Raw genomic sequence first — 18,802 nt, 5'->3', positions numbered from 1 at the left:
AAAGGACATGAACTTGCTGGTACAAAACGACCGCAAAGACCACATCAAACATGACCTGCATTTGGATGTTGAGAATGAACGTTTTCAGCGCATTCGGGTGGATGATCATTTGACGGTAGAGGGTAACCAACACCAACACGTTAAAAATGACAAAACCATCATTACAGACAGTACGTTACACGTAAAAGCGGACAATGGATTGCTTAACGAAGCAGGCAGCGAAATACACCTTAAAAGTGGGCACAAATCCGTGCTTGAGGCTTACACAGAAGTCACTCTCAAAGTCGGTGGTAACTTTGTGAAAATCGACCCTGCTGGGGTGCATATTGTCGGTTCTGTCGTCAATATCAATTCAGGTGGCAGTGCAGGGTCTGGATCGGGGTTTGGGGGAGAAATGCCGATGTTGCCATTGGGGGTAAATACCGAAGTAGCACCGGATGACATTCAACTCAACAAACTAGAAGCGACAGAGGTTTCAATGTCACCGCTTCTTAAATCCCGTCAGATTGCGGCACTTAAAACGTCTGATCCGGTATGCGAACAGTGTGAAGAATCGAGGTAAATTTGTCATGTCAGAAACAGTCTTACCCAAGCCATTTCCAGACATGGATCTGCACGGTGACATGCACCTTTATCTCATACTCGATGGCACTCAAATTCCGAACGTGGAAACACTTCTGTATCAGGTTGAAGGGAACCCAAAGTACGAGCCGATTTATTTCAATTCTCCGTGGAGCGAACTCAAAGAAGTGTCACCCTGTGTCGTTGTCGCAACATGGAATCTCGTTGATTGGTTCAGAAAAAATGCCAACGCGAACCAAGGGTACTTTTTTTCTTCTTTTGCAAACCTAGAGGACGTGGCGGAGACCATGCGCGGGGTCATTCAAGTGAAAACACCCTACGGAAGTTCGGTGTTCTACAAAATGGCACATGCTGAAGCTGCCTGGGTACTGTTTGATGATGAGAGCCCCGCACTTTGGCATAACATTGAACAAGTTTGGCTACCTACCCGCGACGGTTGGAAAACCAAAAACAAACCCAGCACTCTTTCTTCCTCACCGCAGCAACCAATAACGTTCACAGACAAACAGTGGGCACAGCTTGGTCAAATCAGTTGGCGAAACTCGCTAGAGAAGATAGAAAAACACATCACAAAATGGTTCAACCACTCTCTCCCTCAAACAGATAATCACTGGGTAAGAGAGCAAGCCTCTCGCGCTTACCAAAAGGGTTTTTCCTCAGAGCGAGACCTTTTGCAGTATTTCACCGTGCTGGGGTTTCTTGGTGAAAAAGCACTAACTGAAGAGGCTTACCCCGAGCTATATCAGCTGGTAAACGCCCCTTCAGCCCAAACGCCTTCTCAACGCATAGAAAAAGCCGCTTTGCTGGCTGAACGTTACGCAACCTCGACTCAGGAGCACACACTTTGACCTCCCCAGTACAAGATGCCCAATGTGGTGATACTAAAGATGCGCAAAGCCCGACGGGAGTGTGTTCGTTAAAGCTCGATAAAGTTCAGCTCATTCCAGTGAGATTCGGACTTGTAGAAGCACTCGCCGCTAAAGGAACTGTTCCCGCTCCTTTTGAAACAAAATCAAAGCCAGTAGGCGTGCGTTTGCTGCGAGACGGCTGGCTATATATGTTGGTAAAACAAAGTAACACTTGGCTGCTTCATGAATACCGCATTGAAGGAGGACAAATCACCACCTTGTTGTGGCAGGACGGGGAAGTTGATAACGACGTAAGGACAACAGCCGTCGGTGACGCCAATCTGGTCTTCAAAAAAGCTGACACATTGTACGCTTGCTACGCCGAAGTGCAGTGGACTGCGAAAAAATGCTCTCAAGTCATTAAAAGTGATGCAGACAGAAAGCGGTTCATGCAACGAGTTACCGTCTCAGGCGCGAATCCTCTGACCGGCGGCGACAACTTGCTAACTTCAGAACAAGCGGCATCAGTCATTGCCGAATGTGCAGAAACAACGGTGCCAAACGCACAGCCCTCTGCGTTGGATTATGAGGACTATGAATGGGAACACAAGCCGCTGTATAAGCAAACCGATTTTGCTGCATTAAGTGCCAAGGTATTACCTCAATACAAAAATGATCACTTCTACCTCGTCCTTAACGATGATATCGGTATTCTCAGAGACCTTGCGTCATATCAAGCATTAGTGGCAACTTCTCTCGAAACGTGGACCTCAGATGAAAAAAACTATCAGCGGTTTATAGAAGGTTGCTATATCGAGTCGCAAATCACTCTTTCTCCCGAACAAGTTGATCAACTCGCCGTTGCCGTAGGAGACCCTGGTTTTGTCAACGAACTCAATGATAGACAAAAACAAGCCGTGGTTGAATGGATTGAATTTCAGAAAGATCCCGGCAGTGATCACCCTCAACTTAGAGCCTACAAAAAAATCAGGCTGAAAGAAGAACTCAGTGAAGGCCTTTGGGATAAATACAAAGAGCTCATTGACGATATTGAAGACCAATACCAACGACAAACACGAGGGGTGAATGCCTTTAAGTTCTGGGACTCTAACGCAGGTACGCCTGGGCTTTTAGACCTCATCAATGAAGAGGAGATGAACGCTTTTTTGAAAGAGGAGCGCGAAAAGCTGGACCATTGGCAGGTGCTCCTTGAAAACATCAACGATGATAGGGTTGCCCTTTTTACCCGCTTTTATCCGGCGGCCTGGTACTTTGATGCCAGCAATGTCGAGAGCCTACAAAACTTACTGGCGGCTGAATACTCCTGCATTCAGGACGTCTGCTGGAGCGAAGCAGCCAGTGAACTGGTCGCCGGCCAGCTGCATAAAATGCCATGGATCAGTATCAAAGGGATATTTACCTTACCAGCGGAGAATTATGTCAAAATCACCGAGGAAATACTCAAGAAGATAAAGCAACTGCATGATCTTGCCTCTGCTGAAAACAGTTTGGCTGAAATCAACGCCATCAACGCAGAGTTGAATGGCCTGCTCGCAAGGGAGTTTAATGGTGCTTCTTGGGGGGCAGCGCTCACCCGAATAGATGATAGTCTGCGTGCGTTTGACTCTCTGATAGACGCCAGTTATGCACAAGCCAATACGTTGGCACTCGCAAAAGTCACGTCAGAATTTCTAGACGACACCAACGCCAACAAACAGTTTGACCCAAGTAAGGTCTTTAGAGACCTCCCTGGTAGCGCCTGGCTGAATATGTTGAAGGCTTACAACATACAGGGTCTATCTATTGGTCTTGCCAATAAAGCTGAATTTAGTGCGTTTGAGCTGCTTCGCGACAAAGCTGTTGCACTGCGAGCAGAAAACCTAGAACTCAAACACAAGATCCGACAAACACTCGCGACTTTACGCCGACAAGGGCGTTCCATTAACCAATCTTCGTCGGTGACTGAGCTGCGTCAGTCTTTCAAACATAACCAATCAAAACTGCTGACCATGGAAACCAAGCTGGCGGAGGCCATCTCGCCACTCGGAGAGGGCCCAGAAAAAGTTGGCTACTACATCAGGGGCTTATCGCCCGAGATGCATGCCGACATGAAGCTCATGGCGCGGGACTTACAGTCATTGAAGGATGCGTCAACAAAATTGGGTAAATACAGCATACGCATCAACGCCGGAAAATGGGATTTTCTGTCCTTAGTCTTGGTCATTTTTTCCATTCATAATGCTCAGAAAGCAATGGGAAAAGGCTTCCTTAAAGAGTTAGCTGAAATTTCAGGCGTACTCAGTGGTATTGCCGGTCTAGTACAAGGTGTCAAGGCAGCAACCGATATGGCTGCCATCAAGCTGGTGAGTAGTAATAGCAGTAAACTGACTTATGGAGTAAACCTTGGAAAGTACACCACAATCTTGGGGGCATCAGCGTATGCTTTCGGTGTTATTAGCTCAGGTCTAAAAGCATCTGAAGCGATCATGGCATGGCGAAACGGCGACACTAAGGCGTTAATCGCTGGTGTCGCGGAAGGCGGATTGGTCGCAGTGAATAGCGCGGGGCTAATTCGCAGTGCTCAAGTCGGCTTCACTGTGCTTAAAGCAGACAAAGCAGCGCGGGCCACTATATGGTTAAAGAACGGCTCTCAACTGGTCTCGATGACCATTCGCTTAACCCTTGTTGGCATTGCTATCTCTGCCCTCCAACTTGCCAGCACGGTATGGTATAACCGCACCCACCTTTCGAGCTATTTGGCCTGGTTTGAAAACAGTCAGTGGGGTAAAGCGCGGTCTTCACGGACACTCGAAGAAAGCAACCTGCAACTGGCAAGAATTTCGACCAAGCCCGCGGCAGAAATCCGTGAGTTCGGCAAGGGAAAAGCACTTATATTAAGCCTACCAGGGCTAACGCGGGGGTCACTGGATCAAGCCGGCGTGGAGCTTGCCGCCTATTGGAAAAGCAGTACCCGCAACAACGACTGGAAACCATGGACGCAAGCACTAGCTCAGCAATGGGTGTGTTTAAGCGATGCTACTGAGCCGCTGCAGATAGCACTACCACTGTATAGCCCTGAAATCAACGCCGAGCATGGCATTGGTATTGAACTGCATTACTTCCCCATGCTGGAGGCACCCGAGAGAGACTTACTGCGTTTTCAGGCAGAAAGCTTCACCCGTGTCGGCCGCCTCAGTGAAGTAACCCTGCTGAAAGCCAGAAATACCTCGGCCAGTGAACTAGCCCCACTGACCACCCAACACATCATCTGGAAGACCTCATAACCATGTTTTGGAAAAAAAAGAAAAATCAGGACATCGACCTGACGGAGCTTACGCCCAAAGCGGGGGATACCCGCAATTTTTTTGCTGGCGAAGCGGTATTTTTCTCACCTAAGCCCCTTCCTTCGGCAAAAATTGCCAAAGAAACAGTGGTGACCTCACCCGAAATACTGGCCATTAATGACACTTACATGGATATCGGTCAGCGATGTCAGGGTAAAGCCTGGCAAGTGCAGTTGGTCAATACTGTGATAGGCTTTGCTGCCATTGTTATGTTGGTATTGGCCATCATCTTTGGGTTTAGGGATGCTTCTATTTACGGCTCTGTCGAAGCATCATTTCGGGCAGTATTTGATCAGCTTGCTATACCCCTAGCTTTTATCTTTGCCTTTCTAATAGGCATTTGCTGGTACGTCATTATCAGCAGCTCCCTGGAGTTTGCCCGCCAACGTCCTATCCGCTTAAACCGCGAACGTCGGGAAATATGCTATTACTCCGACAAAGAAAAGAAGCCCATCATTGCCTCGTGGGAAGAGGTGGTGTGCTGGGTAGCTACGAACCGCGGCACCACAGGCAACAGCATGGTGACACATTTTACGTTTGGGTTGGCCATCCCTACGCCTGATGGCAAGGATTACTGGATACTGCGCCGACCGATTGCCACGGTGACCGACGGCCAACGCATGTGGGAAACCATGCGCATGTACATGGATGAACCGCCAGCACGTCGCCCAACCCCAAGCCCCTTTGAAAAAGAAGACCGCGCCTTGTTTGATAAAAACCGCCGTGAAATGTGGGAGAAGTTCAAAAAAGGGCCGAGATGCTGGTTCATCCTCAATTCAGATATGCCTTGGGTCTCTTACGCCTCAATGTTTTTCTATTACACGTACCATATATTGAGCGGCTGGAAGCTGCCTTATTTGGTCTCTGAATGGACAGACAGCCTCTCGAAAGTGGAACTGCCACAAGAAGTGGCAGACTGGTCAACGCCTATACCTGAGAACAAATGGGCCAAACCAAGTGAGGCGTTGCTGAAAGAACGCACTGCCATTGAAAAACACTACGAGGCGGGTGGCGGCATCATGGATTTTAGAAAGGTTGGGTAGGAAGACCTCATAACCATGTTCAGAAAAAAGAAAAACCAAGAACTCGACTTAACGCAAAAAGAACCTTGCGCGGGCGAACGAAGAAAATTTTTAGCAGGTGAAGCCGTCTTTTTCTCACCAAAGCCCATGCCTGCCTACCACTTGAAAAGCGAAGACACGGTGCCCTCTTCAGAAATACTCGAAGTCAATGATGCTTATATGGACATTGGTGTTCGCTGCCAAGGGAAAGCATTTCAAGTCCAATTTGGGCTCGTGTCAATCAATGCTGTCAGTTTCGTTGCGCTTCTGATTCTCACTCATGCTGGATTTTTTTATGGCGGGCCTTTTCTAGATGCATTTTTAAGAGCTTTCAACGAAATAGTATTCGGCATATCTATTGTTTATTTGCTACTTGCCGGAATCGTTTGGTTCGTCATCATCAAAACGTCGTTCGAATATGCGCGCCAACGGCCCATTCGCTTTCATCGACAACGCCGAGAAATATGCTACTACCCTGATGGCAGAACAACCCCTGTGATAGCACCTTGGGAGCAGATTGTTTCTTGGGTTGCCTTATCAAGAGGTACAACGGGCACCAACGTCATGACAACCTATACCTTTGGCATGGCGATCCCAACACCTGACGGTAAAGATTACTGGCTTTTACGCCAACCCGTTTACTCTGTTGGTGAGGCACAAAGGAAATGGGAAACCATGCGCTCTTACATGGATGAGCCTCAAAAAAACTGGCCCAGATCGCTACCGTTTATCAAAGAAGACCGCGCAATGTTTGATGCAGAGCGAGAGCGTATTTGGGCTAAATTCAAAAAGGGCCCGAGAAAGTGGCTTTCTTTCAAATTCACTGACCCAGCGGATTCGTATTTCACCTTATTCTGCTATTACTTCTATCATATTCTTTCTTGCTGGAAGATCCCCTACCTAGTTTCTGAGTGGACGGACAGTTTAAATAAAAAGCCGTTACCAGAAAATATTAATGAGTGGTCACAGCCCCTACCAAAAAATGAGTGGCAACAACCCAGTGAAGCATTATTAACCCAACGAACTGCCATTAAAAAACACTATGAAGCAGGTGGAAATTTGACGAACTTTCTTCAAACCAAACATTAGAACAGAAAGAAATAAGACTAAAACTGGCGGATTATAAGTTGGAACGGTTGGGTAGGAAAAGCCCATATACGCCAAGTAATTACCCCCACAAATAAAAACGCCTGATATTGAATCAGGCGTTCTTTCATATAAATATTTCTAAGAATTACTTTGCTGTTTCTGCCGCTGAATCTTGAGGCTTTGGCTCAACAAAGAACTTCCCCACATCAACCCCGACAACTTTCACCGTTGATCCGGGTTCAAGCACAGCGTCTCGGCACTTATTGGACAATACAAGTTTCCAGCTCACACCCGAATAGCGCACTATTGTAGGCGTTTGGATATCCAACGTGGATTCAAGCGTAAACTCTAATCCCATCAAATCACTGTGAATGTTGTAATCGCGTTTTGTGATCACTTGGGCACGTTTCATTGGTCCCCATAGGATCAAGGTGAGTACACCGGCACCAACCCCCGAACCAGTAATGACTGTCGTCATGGTTTCAGAGAGCACGCCAAACCAAACAAGACCGCCAGTGATAATTGCTGCAATGCCAAGCGCGAGCAAAATAATCGTGGAAAGACCAAACAACCAAATCTCTACAATCAGCAGTATCATGCCCACAATAATGGTGGCTTCTGCTAGATTGGATTGAAAATAGTCCAGCACGTTCATTATTACTTCCTTGCGTTTAACGCGTTGATGATGCTCATCGACTCTGCGACCAGGCTGGCTGCATTTGATTGGCTATCAGGCAGCAAAACAACGGAAGACTCTTTAGCAATTGCCTTTTTCGCTTCAATGGCTTTATCCGCCAAATCCAACTGAATCGCTTTTTGGCCTTCTTCTGTCGCCGCAGTGCGACCAACCACTTCCAGAGCTTCTGCTTGTGCTTGTGCAACGGCAAGGATCGCTTGCGCTTCACCTTCCGCTTTCAGGATTTGTTCTGATTTTTCAGCTTCTGCAGCGAGAACTCGTGCTTGCTTTTTACCTTCAGCAACGTTGATTTCCGATTGACGCGCACCTTCTGATTCTAGAATAACAGCACGTTTTTCACGTTCAGCCTTCATTTGGCGTTCCATGGCATCCAGCACTGAACGTGGCGGATCAATGTCTTTAATCTCGTAACGCATCACCTGCACACCCCATGGGGCTGCCGCTTCGTTGATTGCAGACACAATGGCCGTGTTCAGGTTTTCACGCTCTTCAAAGGTCTTATCCAACTCCATTCGGCCAATCTCAGAACGCATTGAAGTTTGCGCCAACTGGGTAACGGAAAACACATAGGCATCTACACCGTAGCTGGCTTTAACAGGGTCAAGCACCTTGATGTAGAGTACGCCATCAACCACCAGCGAAATGTTGTCGCGAGTGATTGCAGACTGAGAGGGAACATCGAATGCTTGTTCTTTTAATGTATGAATATATGCCACACGATCGATGAAAGGCACGAGGAAGTTCAAACCCGCTTCCATGGTTTTATTGTACTTACCAAATCTTTCGATGACATAAGCTGTGTTTTGAGGAACGAACTTAACCGCACCCTTGAGAAAAACAACCACAAGTACTGCGAGAATAATCCACGCGTTAAGCACGTTCGCGAGTAAATCTAACACTTCCATTTAATTTAACCCTCAGCCTAAAAACGCCAGCATAACCAATTTGATAAAACATTCGGTGAACAGCATGTGGAAACAAGGAGTCGATCGACAAATTTGGTTAAATAACTAGCAAGATTAAGCGCGGCTATGCGCGGCTATGCCCGATTATCACTAGAATACAGCACATATATGATGGTTCGCGGATAGGAAAGTGCGTCAGAACATGTCTCTGACATCTTCCAAATCGACTTGGTACCCTCGGCTTTCTAATTCTGTAAATAAGCGTTTTGTGTCATGCAGGGCGCGCAGGTACTTTTCTTTTAGCTCGGGCTTGCGCCAAAAGCTCTCTTCCGTACTGGTATCTATCATTTCATTTCGCAGATGGCTCAGCACATCCAGCACCTTCAAGTTAGTTGCGGCTAAAGCAACGAAATCCGAGCTTTCGACTTTATGCAGGAAACGTTTGTAAAAGGTGAGTAAATCTTCTGACTCATGAATGAGGTTTTCCGTCAGTATCGCCCCAATGCCTCTCGCCGTCCCTTTCAGTGAGTGATATTCAGTGAAAAACTGATCGAGCAATTCTTCTGGGTTCACATCTTGATTTGCTTTTCCTAACGACTCGATGGCGAGAATTTTCATCTCTAATTCAATCTCTTTCTCTTCGGAAAACAGATCCAGATAATCCACAACATTGTTGATTTTCACTTGCGAAAAGTCAGGCGAAAAACTCTCGTCTAGCTCGTTACTGTTATTATTTTCTTCGTTGAGATCTAACAAGGTGTTATCTGAAAACAGGGCAAAATCGTTGTTATTTTCTGCGCGATAGACATGAAATTGTTTCAATACAGAAAGCAGTTTGTTGGGCTCGACAAGCTCTTTATCAACCAATAGCTGCCCGAGCGTCAAACGACGCTTCGCCACTTCTTCATTGATGATATCGATGAAGTCGGTACGCCAAATCTCCAGCCGAATACATGCCGTTCTAAAGTCCAAATGCTCGTCATTTTGAAGCGAAATAATGTCGAGTACCTGCTCTGGTGAAATCAGGCCTTTTTGATAAATAATCTCTACACTCTGCGGCGTTTGGCTTACCTGCTCTACCATGGCGTCAGCAAGATCCTTTGCAGAAATTAAACCTGCATCTAATATAAATCGGCCAAATAGTTTCATTGTTCTAATCCGTCCATTTATAAGCAGAAAGAAGTAATTTCCCGACCCACCAACTAACTCAAACGGGAAAGCTGAATCACTTTTTTCAAATTGATCACTAACGCCAACTCGCCGTTACCCAGAACGGCTGCACCTGAAAACACTTCGTTCCCGTTCATGCTTTTATCCAGCGGTTTAATCACAATATCGATAAACGCTTTAACTTCATCGACGGGCAAGCCCCATTCTTGTCCTCGGTGCCTAAAGTTCACAATGCTGATCCGTTCACCGGCTCGATACGCCCTTTCCAAAGACCTATCGCCAGCAAGGTCACCCAAATACTCTGTAGGGTCGATGAGAGGAATCACATCATCATTTCGGTAAAGTAACGCATGGTCGCTATCAAACCGGACGGAGACGTTTTCTTCATTACAATGTAACCCAATAATGCTGGCGATATCCGCGGAAGGAATAGCATAGGTAACCCCTCGAATATCGAACAAGGCCACTTTCAATGTCGCCATCGTGAGGGGAAAAATCATCGCGATTTCTGTTCCGACGCCTTTTTGAGAAAAAACGTCGATAGAACCTTTGATCTCTTCCACCTTTCGTTTCACGGCATCCATGCCAACACCCCGCCCCGAAACGGCATTCACGTTCTCTGATGTTGAAAGTCCAGAGTGGAAGATCAGCTCAAGCACTTCCTTATCTGACAAGGTACGCGCAGTTTCTGGCGTGATTACATTGTTAGAAATCGCTTTAGCACGCACTTTTTCAATATCAATGCCTTTACCGTCATCACTGACACTAATCACCACTTTTCCCGATTCGTTGTAGGCGTGAATCAATAATCTACCGACCATTGATTTCCCTTTCGCCGCACGCGTTTCTTGCGTTTCGAATCCGTGATCGAGTGAGTTTCGAACCAAGTGTGTCAACGGTTCGTTGATGGCATCAATCACATTGCTGTCTAGTTCGATGTTCTCACCAATAATTTCCACATCGACTTTCTTATTTAGCTCCAGAGAAAGATCTCTCACAATTCTGAGATACTTGTTCAGCAGGTTTCCAACGGGGCGCATTTGCGTTTTAAGTAAATCGTTTAGGATGTTGTCAGAGACAGAAAGCAGTTTGTTTGAAAGCTCGGTCAGGCTGGGGTTTTCATCCTTTTCAGCCATATCAAAAAGCGTATTTCTTATCTGAACTAACTCTTCTGAATAACTCATCAACTGAGAAAGAAGGTGAGATTTAACGCGGGTCGTGGGTTCAAACTTGCTCTTTATATCTTCGTGTTTGGTCGCCGATAACCGCGTCGAAGATAGTCCTTTACGTTTAGGTTGGTCCGACGTTGTTTCGTCTTCCTGCTCTACCAGTGATATGAGGTAATCCAATTCCTTTTGGACGTTGTCATCGAATATCGACGCATCTTCACAACAAAGGTTCTCCATCCCCATTTTGTCTAGCGTTATCACTGCCAGAACCTGCGTAATCACCTGCTCGATTTTTTCGCCATGGTCCCCCATTAATAGGCCTTGGCGTTCATCGACGTTAGTATCAATCATCTGGAATAATGTGCGAATGAAAGACAGTATTCGTTCATCTGCCTCGACATTATCTTCGTTGAGCACCCGCATCACTTCTTCTGTGTGCGCAACAAGTATTTCATCTCTCTCACAATAGTAGGGAGCCGCGCCTTTCCATCGCTCATCTGGGTTAGCCGCAAGCAGTTCTAATACCTCAACGATGTTATCTAACGTTAAGGTATCTCCTCGGTCTACTAAGGACCGTGTCGACTCACTAATAAACTCAGAGAATGCTTCTCTGTCGCTCAGTTTATGCGTCAATACTCTTCCTCATTTACCCGAGAGTGTCCGAGCGATAACGTTCCGGTAGCCTCGACCAATGCAGGCGCTATCCCAATCAATGGAATAGTTCGGCATACCGCATCGATTTCCTTTGCTACACGTGCCATCCCAAATACAGCACTGCTCGCTTCATCTTGTATGAGTGTCAGTGCACCTTTGTCTTTTAAGGACTTAAGTGCGCCAGCACCATCACTCCCCATGCCTGTCATTAAGACAGCGACAATTTTCTTGTTCTGGATTTTCAATGCGGATTGAAAGAGATAATCCACCGATGGACGAAAGTTGTTTAAGGGCGCATCTCGGGTCACACGAACAATGGACGTTTCGTCGCCGAGTTGCGCGACTTTGATGTGGTGCCCCCCCGGCGCGAAATACACCATGGACTCTTTTACAACTTCGCCATCCGCCGCCTCTACTACCGTGAGTTTACTGACAGTATTTAGTCGCTTAACCAGTGTTGATGAATACTCCTCAGGAATGTGCTGCACAATAAATATCGGCGGCATCGTTTGAGGTAAGTCCTTGAGGACGGTTTCCAACGCATCCACGCCCCCTGTTGAAGAGCCAACAAAAATTAAGGTGTCACGACACTGACGGTGCTGCACGTTGTTTGCCGCCGTGCTCTGCTCCAAGTCTTGTTCAGCCTGTTGTTGATGCGTGAGTGAAATAGCCGTTTCCAACACTTTGGGCAGGCTTTCTGCCGAGGAAATAAAACTGTAGTTCCCTAACGTAGCTTCAAGATTTTTATAGACAGAAATAGGAAGAGACGACAAGGTGTCAGACACCACAACAGCAGGCAAACCCAGCGGCGCATTCACGCCTCTGTTTTTGATAGGCAAAAGCTTTGAATCAATAATCAGCACGCGTGGTTTACTCACTTTTGCCCGCTGAGTGACGTCCTCAAAATCGTCAAAGGACTCAACAAAACCCTGAAAATTCGAAGAGAGTGCATTCTCAATCCAGGTTTTCGTTGCAACGTTGCCTGCAACCGCAGCGATGTATCCTCGCTTAGGCATATCACCTCTTGCCGGCGGGTGATTGGCACTGTCTTCAACCAAGCGAAAGTCCACATCACCCGTAAACGGATTAAACCTCACTTGTCGCCCGGTCCTGTCACCCACTGACACACCAAAAATGGGTAATCCATAATGAGCAAGGAGTTCAAACGCGACAGCAATGTTCCGCTCACCAATCTGCTGTGCTTGCGCAAATTCACCGTCATTGATTTGCCCACCACCCAATACCCACGCACATAGGTTTTGTGGTATTGAGGCGGTATGTTTGAACTTTCTCAGCAGGTTTGGGATTGCGCAAGAGCCATAATCATTGGCGTTATCCCCCAGCGCAATTGATTCTGGCGCGACAGGTAAGCGGTAATGGCACATTCCACCACTGTGGTTTTCTTTATCCCAGATACACACGGTGACACAGGTGCCAACAACGGTTTGCATCCACATATTTTTTTTATATGCAAATAGACATTCTCCTGAGCTCACCTGAATCTCACGCATGTCAGCCCCTATGTCGCCACTTTTTGGTAGACCGATGAACCTACTTGCTCAATTCCCACATCCATGTGTTGAAGGGTTTCTGTCAAACCGACAAAGAAAAGCCCTCCGGGTTGAAGCTGGCTTACTAAAGAACTGACAACCTTTTCACTCGTTTCTCGGTCAAAATAGAACAGTACATTTCGTAAAAAGATGTAGTGAAATTGAATACCGTATTTTTCGGGGTAATGAATCAAGTTGTGCTGGCGAAATTTCACATAGTTACGAACATGCTCAGCAACCTGGAAGGTATCCTCCGTTCGTGCGTTTTGGAAACAAAGGTACTTATCGTGATAACGAAGGGGAATTTCGCCTAACTTATCTATAGCGTACGTCCCTTCTTGGCTCATGGCTAAGCGCTGCGTATCGACGTCCGTCGACAATATACGGTAGTCAAAATTAATTCTTTCTCGGCGTATTTCTTCACAAACCATTGCAATTGAATAGGGCTCTTCGCCGCTGGCACAGGCGGCCGACCAAATAAACACAGATTCACGATGCCGCTTTGCCAAAATATCCTTAACTAAGAAGTCGAAATGGTATTGCTCCCGAAAGAATTCAGTTTTGTTTGTAGTCACCGCATTGGTAAATTCAACCAACTCAGTGCCACTTGGATCTTGTTGCAACACATGAAGGTAAGCGTCAAAACTCGTCAAGTTCAGTGCCCTTAAACGCTTACTCAAACGAATTTCGAGCATTTTGCGTTTTTCTGCACCCAGCTTGATACCTGCATGACGAAAGATCAGGGCAGCAAAGTAAGTAAACTCCTGAGACGACAATGTTGGCGAATTGCCTGTTGCTGACAATTCGCTTTCCAGCATTTTAGAATCGAAGTATTCATCCATACCCGTACCCACAAAATCAGAGGCGATTCCAAGCCACTTTGTTATCTTTATCTACCTCTGAGCTGGTATGCTCTATGTCCACCGGCTGTTCAATCTGCTTGCGAACGCCAGAATAAGATTGCCACTCATAATCCTCTTGCAAATGACTACTTACATTTGCATCGGTTGTGCCGCTCAATACCTTGTCATGCCCTTTCAAAAAACTATTGAGATTATTTACCATGCGATTAAGTTCTTCCGCTTGGCTGCTGAGTTCTGAACTAGAGCCAGATGCTTGATCAGCGATGGATGCGGCATGCTGCGTCGCCTTATTGATCGATTCGACAGCATTACTGATTTCCTGGATTCCTCGCGCTTGTTCATTTGACGCATCAGAAATTCGCGTTGTCCCTTCCAAGACTTGATTTGATTGCATTCGCGTTTCAGCAACAATCGTTGAGCCTTTTTCTACACGAGTCGTGTTTTCTTTTGCGATGGCTTCTGCCTCACAAATACTCTGCCTAACAATGGATGCGATGTCCGTTGCTGCCTTACCACTCATTTGTGCAAGATTACCCACTTCTTGAGCAACGACCGCAAAGCCGCGGCCATGCTCACCCGCCCGCTCCGCTTCAACAGAGGCATTGAAAGACAGAAGCTTGGTTTGGAACACAATCTCATCAATGATTTCCGTTTTTGCGCCGATTTCTCCAATGATTTTAACGAGCTCAGCAATTTTTTGATTCGATTCCGAAATCTTATCCATTGCCTCATCAAGCTTCGACATTTTCTCTCCAACCTGCTTGGACAGGTCTCTGGATTCTTCGGCAGCTTGGACGTTTATTCGTACCATACCCGAAATTTCTTCTGTGCTCGCCGACGTTTCCTCAACAGAACTGGCTTGTCGATTAGATATTTGGGACAGGTTCTGCGACACGTTATCAATACTGTTCGATACCGTCGCAACACGGTTGGCACTTTGGCTCATTTTTTTCACGACGCCATTAAATGCGACATTAAGTTCCATGAGTTCTTTAGAGCTAAACGTTTCGAGTCCACGAAAAATTTTCTGGAAGGGGCGCATAATGGATTTACTAAGAATAAATGTCGTAGGAATGGCGACAATAACTGCGATAATCACACCAAAAATCAGGGTGTAGTTGGTTTCAGAAACGGTTGCAGCAGCCTTAGCTTGGCGCTCAGCCATTAATACCTCTTCCCGCTCGATAAACGTCGCGATTTGTCCTCGAAATGTGTCAAAGAAAAACTTCCCTTTAGCTTCTGCTACCAAATCCGCGATATCGTCCATGGTTTTTCCATTACCAATTTCACGGCGAAGCATTATTTGCGGCTCTGCAATGTCAGTACGCCAATCAGAAATAACCGTATCGATCTCGCCCAACAGCACGACTTGCTCAGGGTTATCCGACACTTTGACCTTTAGGTCACTAATTAGCGTGTTAATCACGCGACGTCCTTCATTGTACGGCTCTAGAAATGTATCTCTTCCAGCAAGAAGAAAACCTCTCATGCCCGTTTCCATATCCAGTGCTGAGGCTTCAATCAGTAACGCCTTTTCAATCACTTGGTAGGTGTGCGATACCCAATCAACACTTTGACTGATCTCGTCAACGCTCGTGGCATTTGAAAAGGCACTCTCCCTTTGTTCCAATAGAATGCGCTCCCGCAAAATAAAGGTGTCCACAAGCCCACGAAAGCGGTCAAAGTATTCCTTTCCTCTGGCCTCAGAGATCGTCATCGCCATGTCATTCATGGTTTTTGCATCACCAATTTCACGGCGAAGTAGAATGGAATCATCTATTACTGTGGTTTGCCACTCTTGGATGTTTGATTCAATCTCCCCGAGCAATGCCACTTGTGATGGGTTATCACTGACCGTTGTTTTTAATTCACCGACCAATTCCTCAAAGTGCCGTTTACCGCTTTTATAGGGCTCAAGAAACTGTTCTCTCCCGGCAAGGAGGTAGCCACGCATACCCGTTTCCATATCAACGGCGGCACTTTCAATTTTAAGTGCCTGATTAATAACGCGGTGAGTATGGTCAACCCACATATCCGTCTCATTCAATTGATTGATACTTTTATAACTGATCACGCCAATGGTAATGAGAAACAGTAAGCTGATTGCATTACCTAGGATGATTTTTGCGCGTAAGGAGAGAGTGTCGAACATGGCCTATCCCTCTTGGCTTTCTTTGTTAGTGTCTTCTTGAGGTAATACTGCGTGCTGATTGATGAGATCGAGTTCATCGGGGTCTAACACTCTATGAATGTCAAGCAGTAGCACGAGGTTATGCGGGCCTTTGGCAACCCCTGCGATGTAATCTCGCTTTATGCTGTTTGAAATATCGAGGTTTTTTTCTATTTGCTCTTCATTGAACCCCACCACCTCATTGACGTCATCGACAATCGTACCAATGGTGAGCTCGTTGACATCACTGATGATGATGGACGTCTTTTTTGCTTCGTAAGGCTTTTCCTTCAGCCCAAGCTTTAATCGTAAGTCGATCACTGAAATGATCTTCCCCCGAAGGTTTAGCAGTCCTTTGAAAAATAGAGGAACGTGGGGAATTGGCGTCACATTCACCATTCCTATCACTTCTTTTACCGAAGATAACGGAATGCCATACTGTTCGTTGTCGAGCGAGAAAATCAGGTTTTTCTGATTAAACCTTTTACTTGCACTCCCTTCAGAGGCTGACGCGCTTGAAGGAGGTTGAAATTTGGTTTGGTGCTCTGCTGCCATACTCATTTGCACACCTTAATCAGGTAATCAGTAGGCACTTACAACTGCTATCAATCAGTATTATTCATTGATATATAAGCGCAAAATCTGTTCTGCAAGCCAACGTAAGGTTTTTATAATGTTTGAATGACCTCGATTAAACACTAGGCGACCGTGTCTCATTGTCAAAACAATCAATAAGCAACTTTGGGGCTATCACGCCTCATGTGCTCGCCGATGAAGGCGAATTACACCAGCCCAATGTTGATAAAACCGCTTTGTGTAGAGAGGGCCTCAAGTAAGCTCCCCATTTTCCTGCGTGACACGGGTTTGCGCATATACCCATTTGCACCGTAATATTCAGCGACTTGAATTGGGTCAAGACGGAGTTTTTCACACCCAAGGAGAATGGAGTTAATCTTGCCTTCAACCTCTTCGTCATCAATCACACGATGCGCGATCTTATCCAAGAGCCCCATTTTTTCTTCAATCTCGGCTTCCACGCGCAGCTTTTCTGCTTGACTGATAGACACAATGTTCTCACTTGAAATAACAACAATTTTATTAATTTTGTTGTTCGCTTTGAGATAAACCAATGCGGATAAGCCATCCATCGTCGGCATTCTCAAGTCAGTTAACACAAGATCGACGTGAGGATACTTATCGACTAAATCTATTAGCTCACGCCCATTTTTTGCCTCGCCGAGGATTTCAAATGGCCCAAATTCTTCTTCTACTGCGTTAAGAGAAGAAAGAATGTTTTCGCGCATGTCTGCCATGTCATCTGCAAAAATGATTTTCATAAGACCCCTTACTGGGAGAACACAATAAAAGCGTTTCAAAAATGAAACACATTATTGAATATAGTTCTTATCAGTTTGAGTTGCAGAGCGGAACAGGAAGTAAGGAGGAGAAGGAGAGCACGGACGCCGCCGTGCTCTTTTATTTAACTAACAATTACCAAAGCCATGCGGCACCGCGCACACCGCTAGAGTCGCCGTATTTTGCTTTAACAACGGGAGTCGCGCATTCACCGCCCAGCACCCATTTTGACATTAACTTCGGCACATTTTGATAGATACGGTCGACATTGGACATGCCACCGCCGAGGACAATGACATCAGGATCAACCGTATTAACCAATGACGCCAACGCGCGCGACAAACGATCTTCATAACGCTGCAAACACGCTTCCGCATCGGCATTTCCACTTTCTGCTAACGCGACAATTTCTTGGCCTCGCAATGTTTGGCCTGCATTTAACTCAAAATCTTTCCAAAAACCCGTGCCAGAAATAAAGACCTCGAGGCACCCAGGCTTACCGCAGTAACAAGGTGTATTGGACTCATGATGACGGTCGCTGTCATTTTGCCACGGTAATGGATTATGACCCCACTCCCCTGCGACACCATTTCCGCCTGCGTGCACTTTGCTATCAATGGCGACACCACCACCGCAACCCGTACCAATAATCACTGCAAACACAAAGTGTTTTCCCGCTCCAGCACCATCTACGGCTTCTGATACCGCAAGGCAGTTTGCATCGTTGGCAATACGCACTTCTCGGTTAAGCACAGCTTCTAGATCTTTATCCAGCGGTTTGCCATTCAACCAGACTGAGTTAGCATTTTTCACAAAACCCGTCACTGGTGACAAGGTGCCCGGAATACCTAAACCAACAGAGCACGTTTCACCCACTGCTTCTTCAGCGCGTTCAACCAGTCCTTTAATGGCATTCAAGGTTCCTTGATAGTCATGTTGAGGGGTAGGTACACGTTCACAAAATACCTGCTCGCCGCTATCAGTCAGTACAACGGCCTCGATTTTCGTACCACCAAGATCTATCCCAATTCTCACTTAAACCTCCGCATTACTCACGCGCATTGTTATTAAAGTTGTGTTCACAAACCACCTGAAGAAGCTGCGTTTCAGTACTCGTTAACCCTGAAAAAAAGCATCACTGAAAACGCGTTTTGAGCACCTTTAGCTAGTGTGGATATAGCCTAATTCTAATTATGTCGCGCCAAACAATCAGCAATGAGACTCTGGATTTTTATATGCTTTTTTGCGGTCCGTAAACAGTGTTTTTCTTTACAAATAGATGACATTCCACCAATAACATCACCTCTAAACGCATGATTCTTAGAAAGAATACACTCTATGATT

The 18,802-nt window shown here is 46.1% G+C and carries 15 protein-coding genes; 5 read left to right on the top strand and 10 right to left on the bottom strand.

All coding sequences use genetic code 11. From position 1 onward, the window contains the following. From LRP49_RS18775 to LRP49_RS18755, 5 genes are all read left to right on the top strand, one after another. Nucleotides 1–562: bacteriophage T4 gp5 trimerisation domain-containing protein (locus tag LRP49_RS18775; protein ID WP_420791625.1), on the top strand; the 562-nt coding region annotated here is incomplete at its 5' end. 7 nt (nt 563–569) lie between these two features. Then, the gene (locus LRP49_RS18770; protein WP_274143938.1) at nt 570–1,430 is read left to right on the top strand and encodes a DUF4123 domain-containing protein; all 861 of its coding nucleotides are present in this window, start codon (nt 570–572) and stop codon (nt 1,428–1,430) included. Continuing rightward, nucleotides 1,427–4,714, top strand: a complete 3,288-nt coding sequence (locus tag LRP49_RS18765) for a toxin VasX (protein WP_274143936.1) — start codon at nt 1,427–1,429, stop codon at nt 4,712–4,714. The genes LRP49_RS18770 and LRP49_RS18765 overlap by 4 nt, the downstream gene beginning before the upstream one ends. Nucleotides 4,715–4,716: 2 nt before the next feature. Continuing rightward, nucleotides 4,717–5,817 carry a DUF6708 domain-containing protein gene (locus LRP49_RS18760; RefSeq protein ID WP_274143934.1) on the top strand — a complete coding sequence of 367 codons (1,101 nt, stop codon included), beginning with the start codon at nt 4,717–4,719 and terminating at the stop codon, nt 5,815–5,817. A 15-nt stretch (nt 5,818–5,832) separates the two neighbouring features. Further along, nucleotides 5,833–6,924, top strand: coding sequence for a DUF6708 domain-containing protein (locus LRP49_RS18755; protein WP_274143933.1), 1,092 nt, complete (start codon nt 5,833–5,835; stop codon nt 6,922–6,924). Nucleotides 6,925–7,069: 145 nt separating this feature from the next. Here LRP49_RS18755 and LRP49_RS18750 read toward each other — a convergent pair whose 3' ends face one another. The 10 genes from LRP49_RS18750 to mak form a co-directional block, all read right to left on the bottom strand. After that, nucleotides 7,070–7,579, bottom strand: a complete 510-nt coding sequence (locus LRP49_RS18750) for an NfeD family protein (protein WP_274143931.1) — start codon at nt 7,577–7,579, stop codon at nt 7,070–7,072. Nucleotides 7,580–7,581: 2 nt separating this feature from the next. Then, the gene (locus LRP49_RS18745) at nt 7,582–8,526 is read right to left on the bottom strand and encodes an SPFH domain-containing protein (protein ID WP_274143929.1); all 945 of its coding nucleotides are present in this window, start codon (nt 8,524–8,526) and stop codon (nt 7,582–7,584) included. A gap of 195 nt (nt 8,527–8,721) precedes the next feature. Then, nucleotides 8,722–9,675, bottom strand: coding sequence for a hypothetical protein (locus LRP49_RS18740; protein WP_274143927.1), 954 nt, complete (start codon nt 9,673–9,675; stop codon nt 8,722–8,724). A gap of 53 nt (nt 9,676–9,728) precedes the next feature. Next, nucleotides 9,729–11,498, bottom strand: coding sequence for a chemotaxis protein CheA (locus LRP49_RS18735; RefSeq protein WP_274143926.1), 1,770 nt, complete (start codon nt 11,496–11,498; stop codon nt 9,729–9,731). Continuing rightward, entirely contained in the window at nt 11,495–13,030 is a 1,536-nt protein-coding gene (locus LRP49_RS18730; RefSeq protein WP_274143924.1) for a chemotaxis protein CheB, read from the bottom strand. The genes LRP49_RS18735 and LRP49_RS18730 overlap by 4 nt, the downstream gene beginning before the upstream one ends. 8 nt (nt 13,031–13,038) lie before the next feature. Then, entirely contained in the window at nt 13,039–13,911 is an 873-nt protein-coding gene (locus tag LRP49_RS18725) for a CheR family methyltransferase (protein WP_274143922.1), read from the bottom strand. Nucleotides 13,912–13,927: 16 nt separating this feature from the next. Beyond that, nucleotides 13,928–16,084 (bottom strand): CHASE3 domain-containing protein, encoded by a 2,157-nt coding sequence (locus LRP49_RS18720; protein ID WP_274143921.1) that lies wholly within the window; start codon nt 16,082–16,084, stop codon nt 13,928–13,930. A gap of 3 nt (nt 16,085–16,087) precedes the next feature. Continuing rightward, nucleotides 16,088–16,663 carry a chemotaxis protein CheW gene (locus LRP49_RS18715; protein WP_274143920.1) on the bottom strand — a complete coding sequence of 192 codons (576 nt, stop codon included), beginning with the start codon at nt 16,661–16,663 and terminating at the stop codon, nt 16,088–16,090. A gap of 221 nt (nt 16,664–16,884) precedes the next feature. Further along, nucleotides 16,885–17,439: a response regulator gene (locus LRP49_RS18710; RefSeq protein ID WP_274143919.1), complete on the bottom strand. Its 555-nt coding sequence runs from the start codon at nt 17,437–17,439 to the stop codon at nt 16,885–16,887. Nucleotides 17,440–17,593: 154 nt separating this feature from the next. Next, nucleotides 17,594–18,493 (bottom strand): fructokinase, encoded by a 900-nt coding sequence (gene mak, locus LRP49_RS18705; protein WP_274143918.1) that lies wholly within the window; start codon nt 18,491–18,493, stop codon nt 17,594–17,596. Between the last annotated feature and the right edge of the window lie 309 nt (nt 18,494–18,802).

Origin of the sequence: Enterovibrio qingdaonensis (assembly GCF_028683135.1) — a bacterium.
Classification (GTDB): Bacteria; Pseudomonadota; Gammaproteobacteria; order Enterobacterales; family Vibrionaceae; genus Enterovibrio; species Enterovibrio qingdaonensis.
Note: the sequence above shows the minus strand (reverse complement) of the source record. Positions and strands in the feature narration are given on the sequence as shown.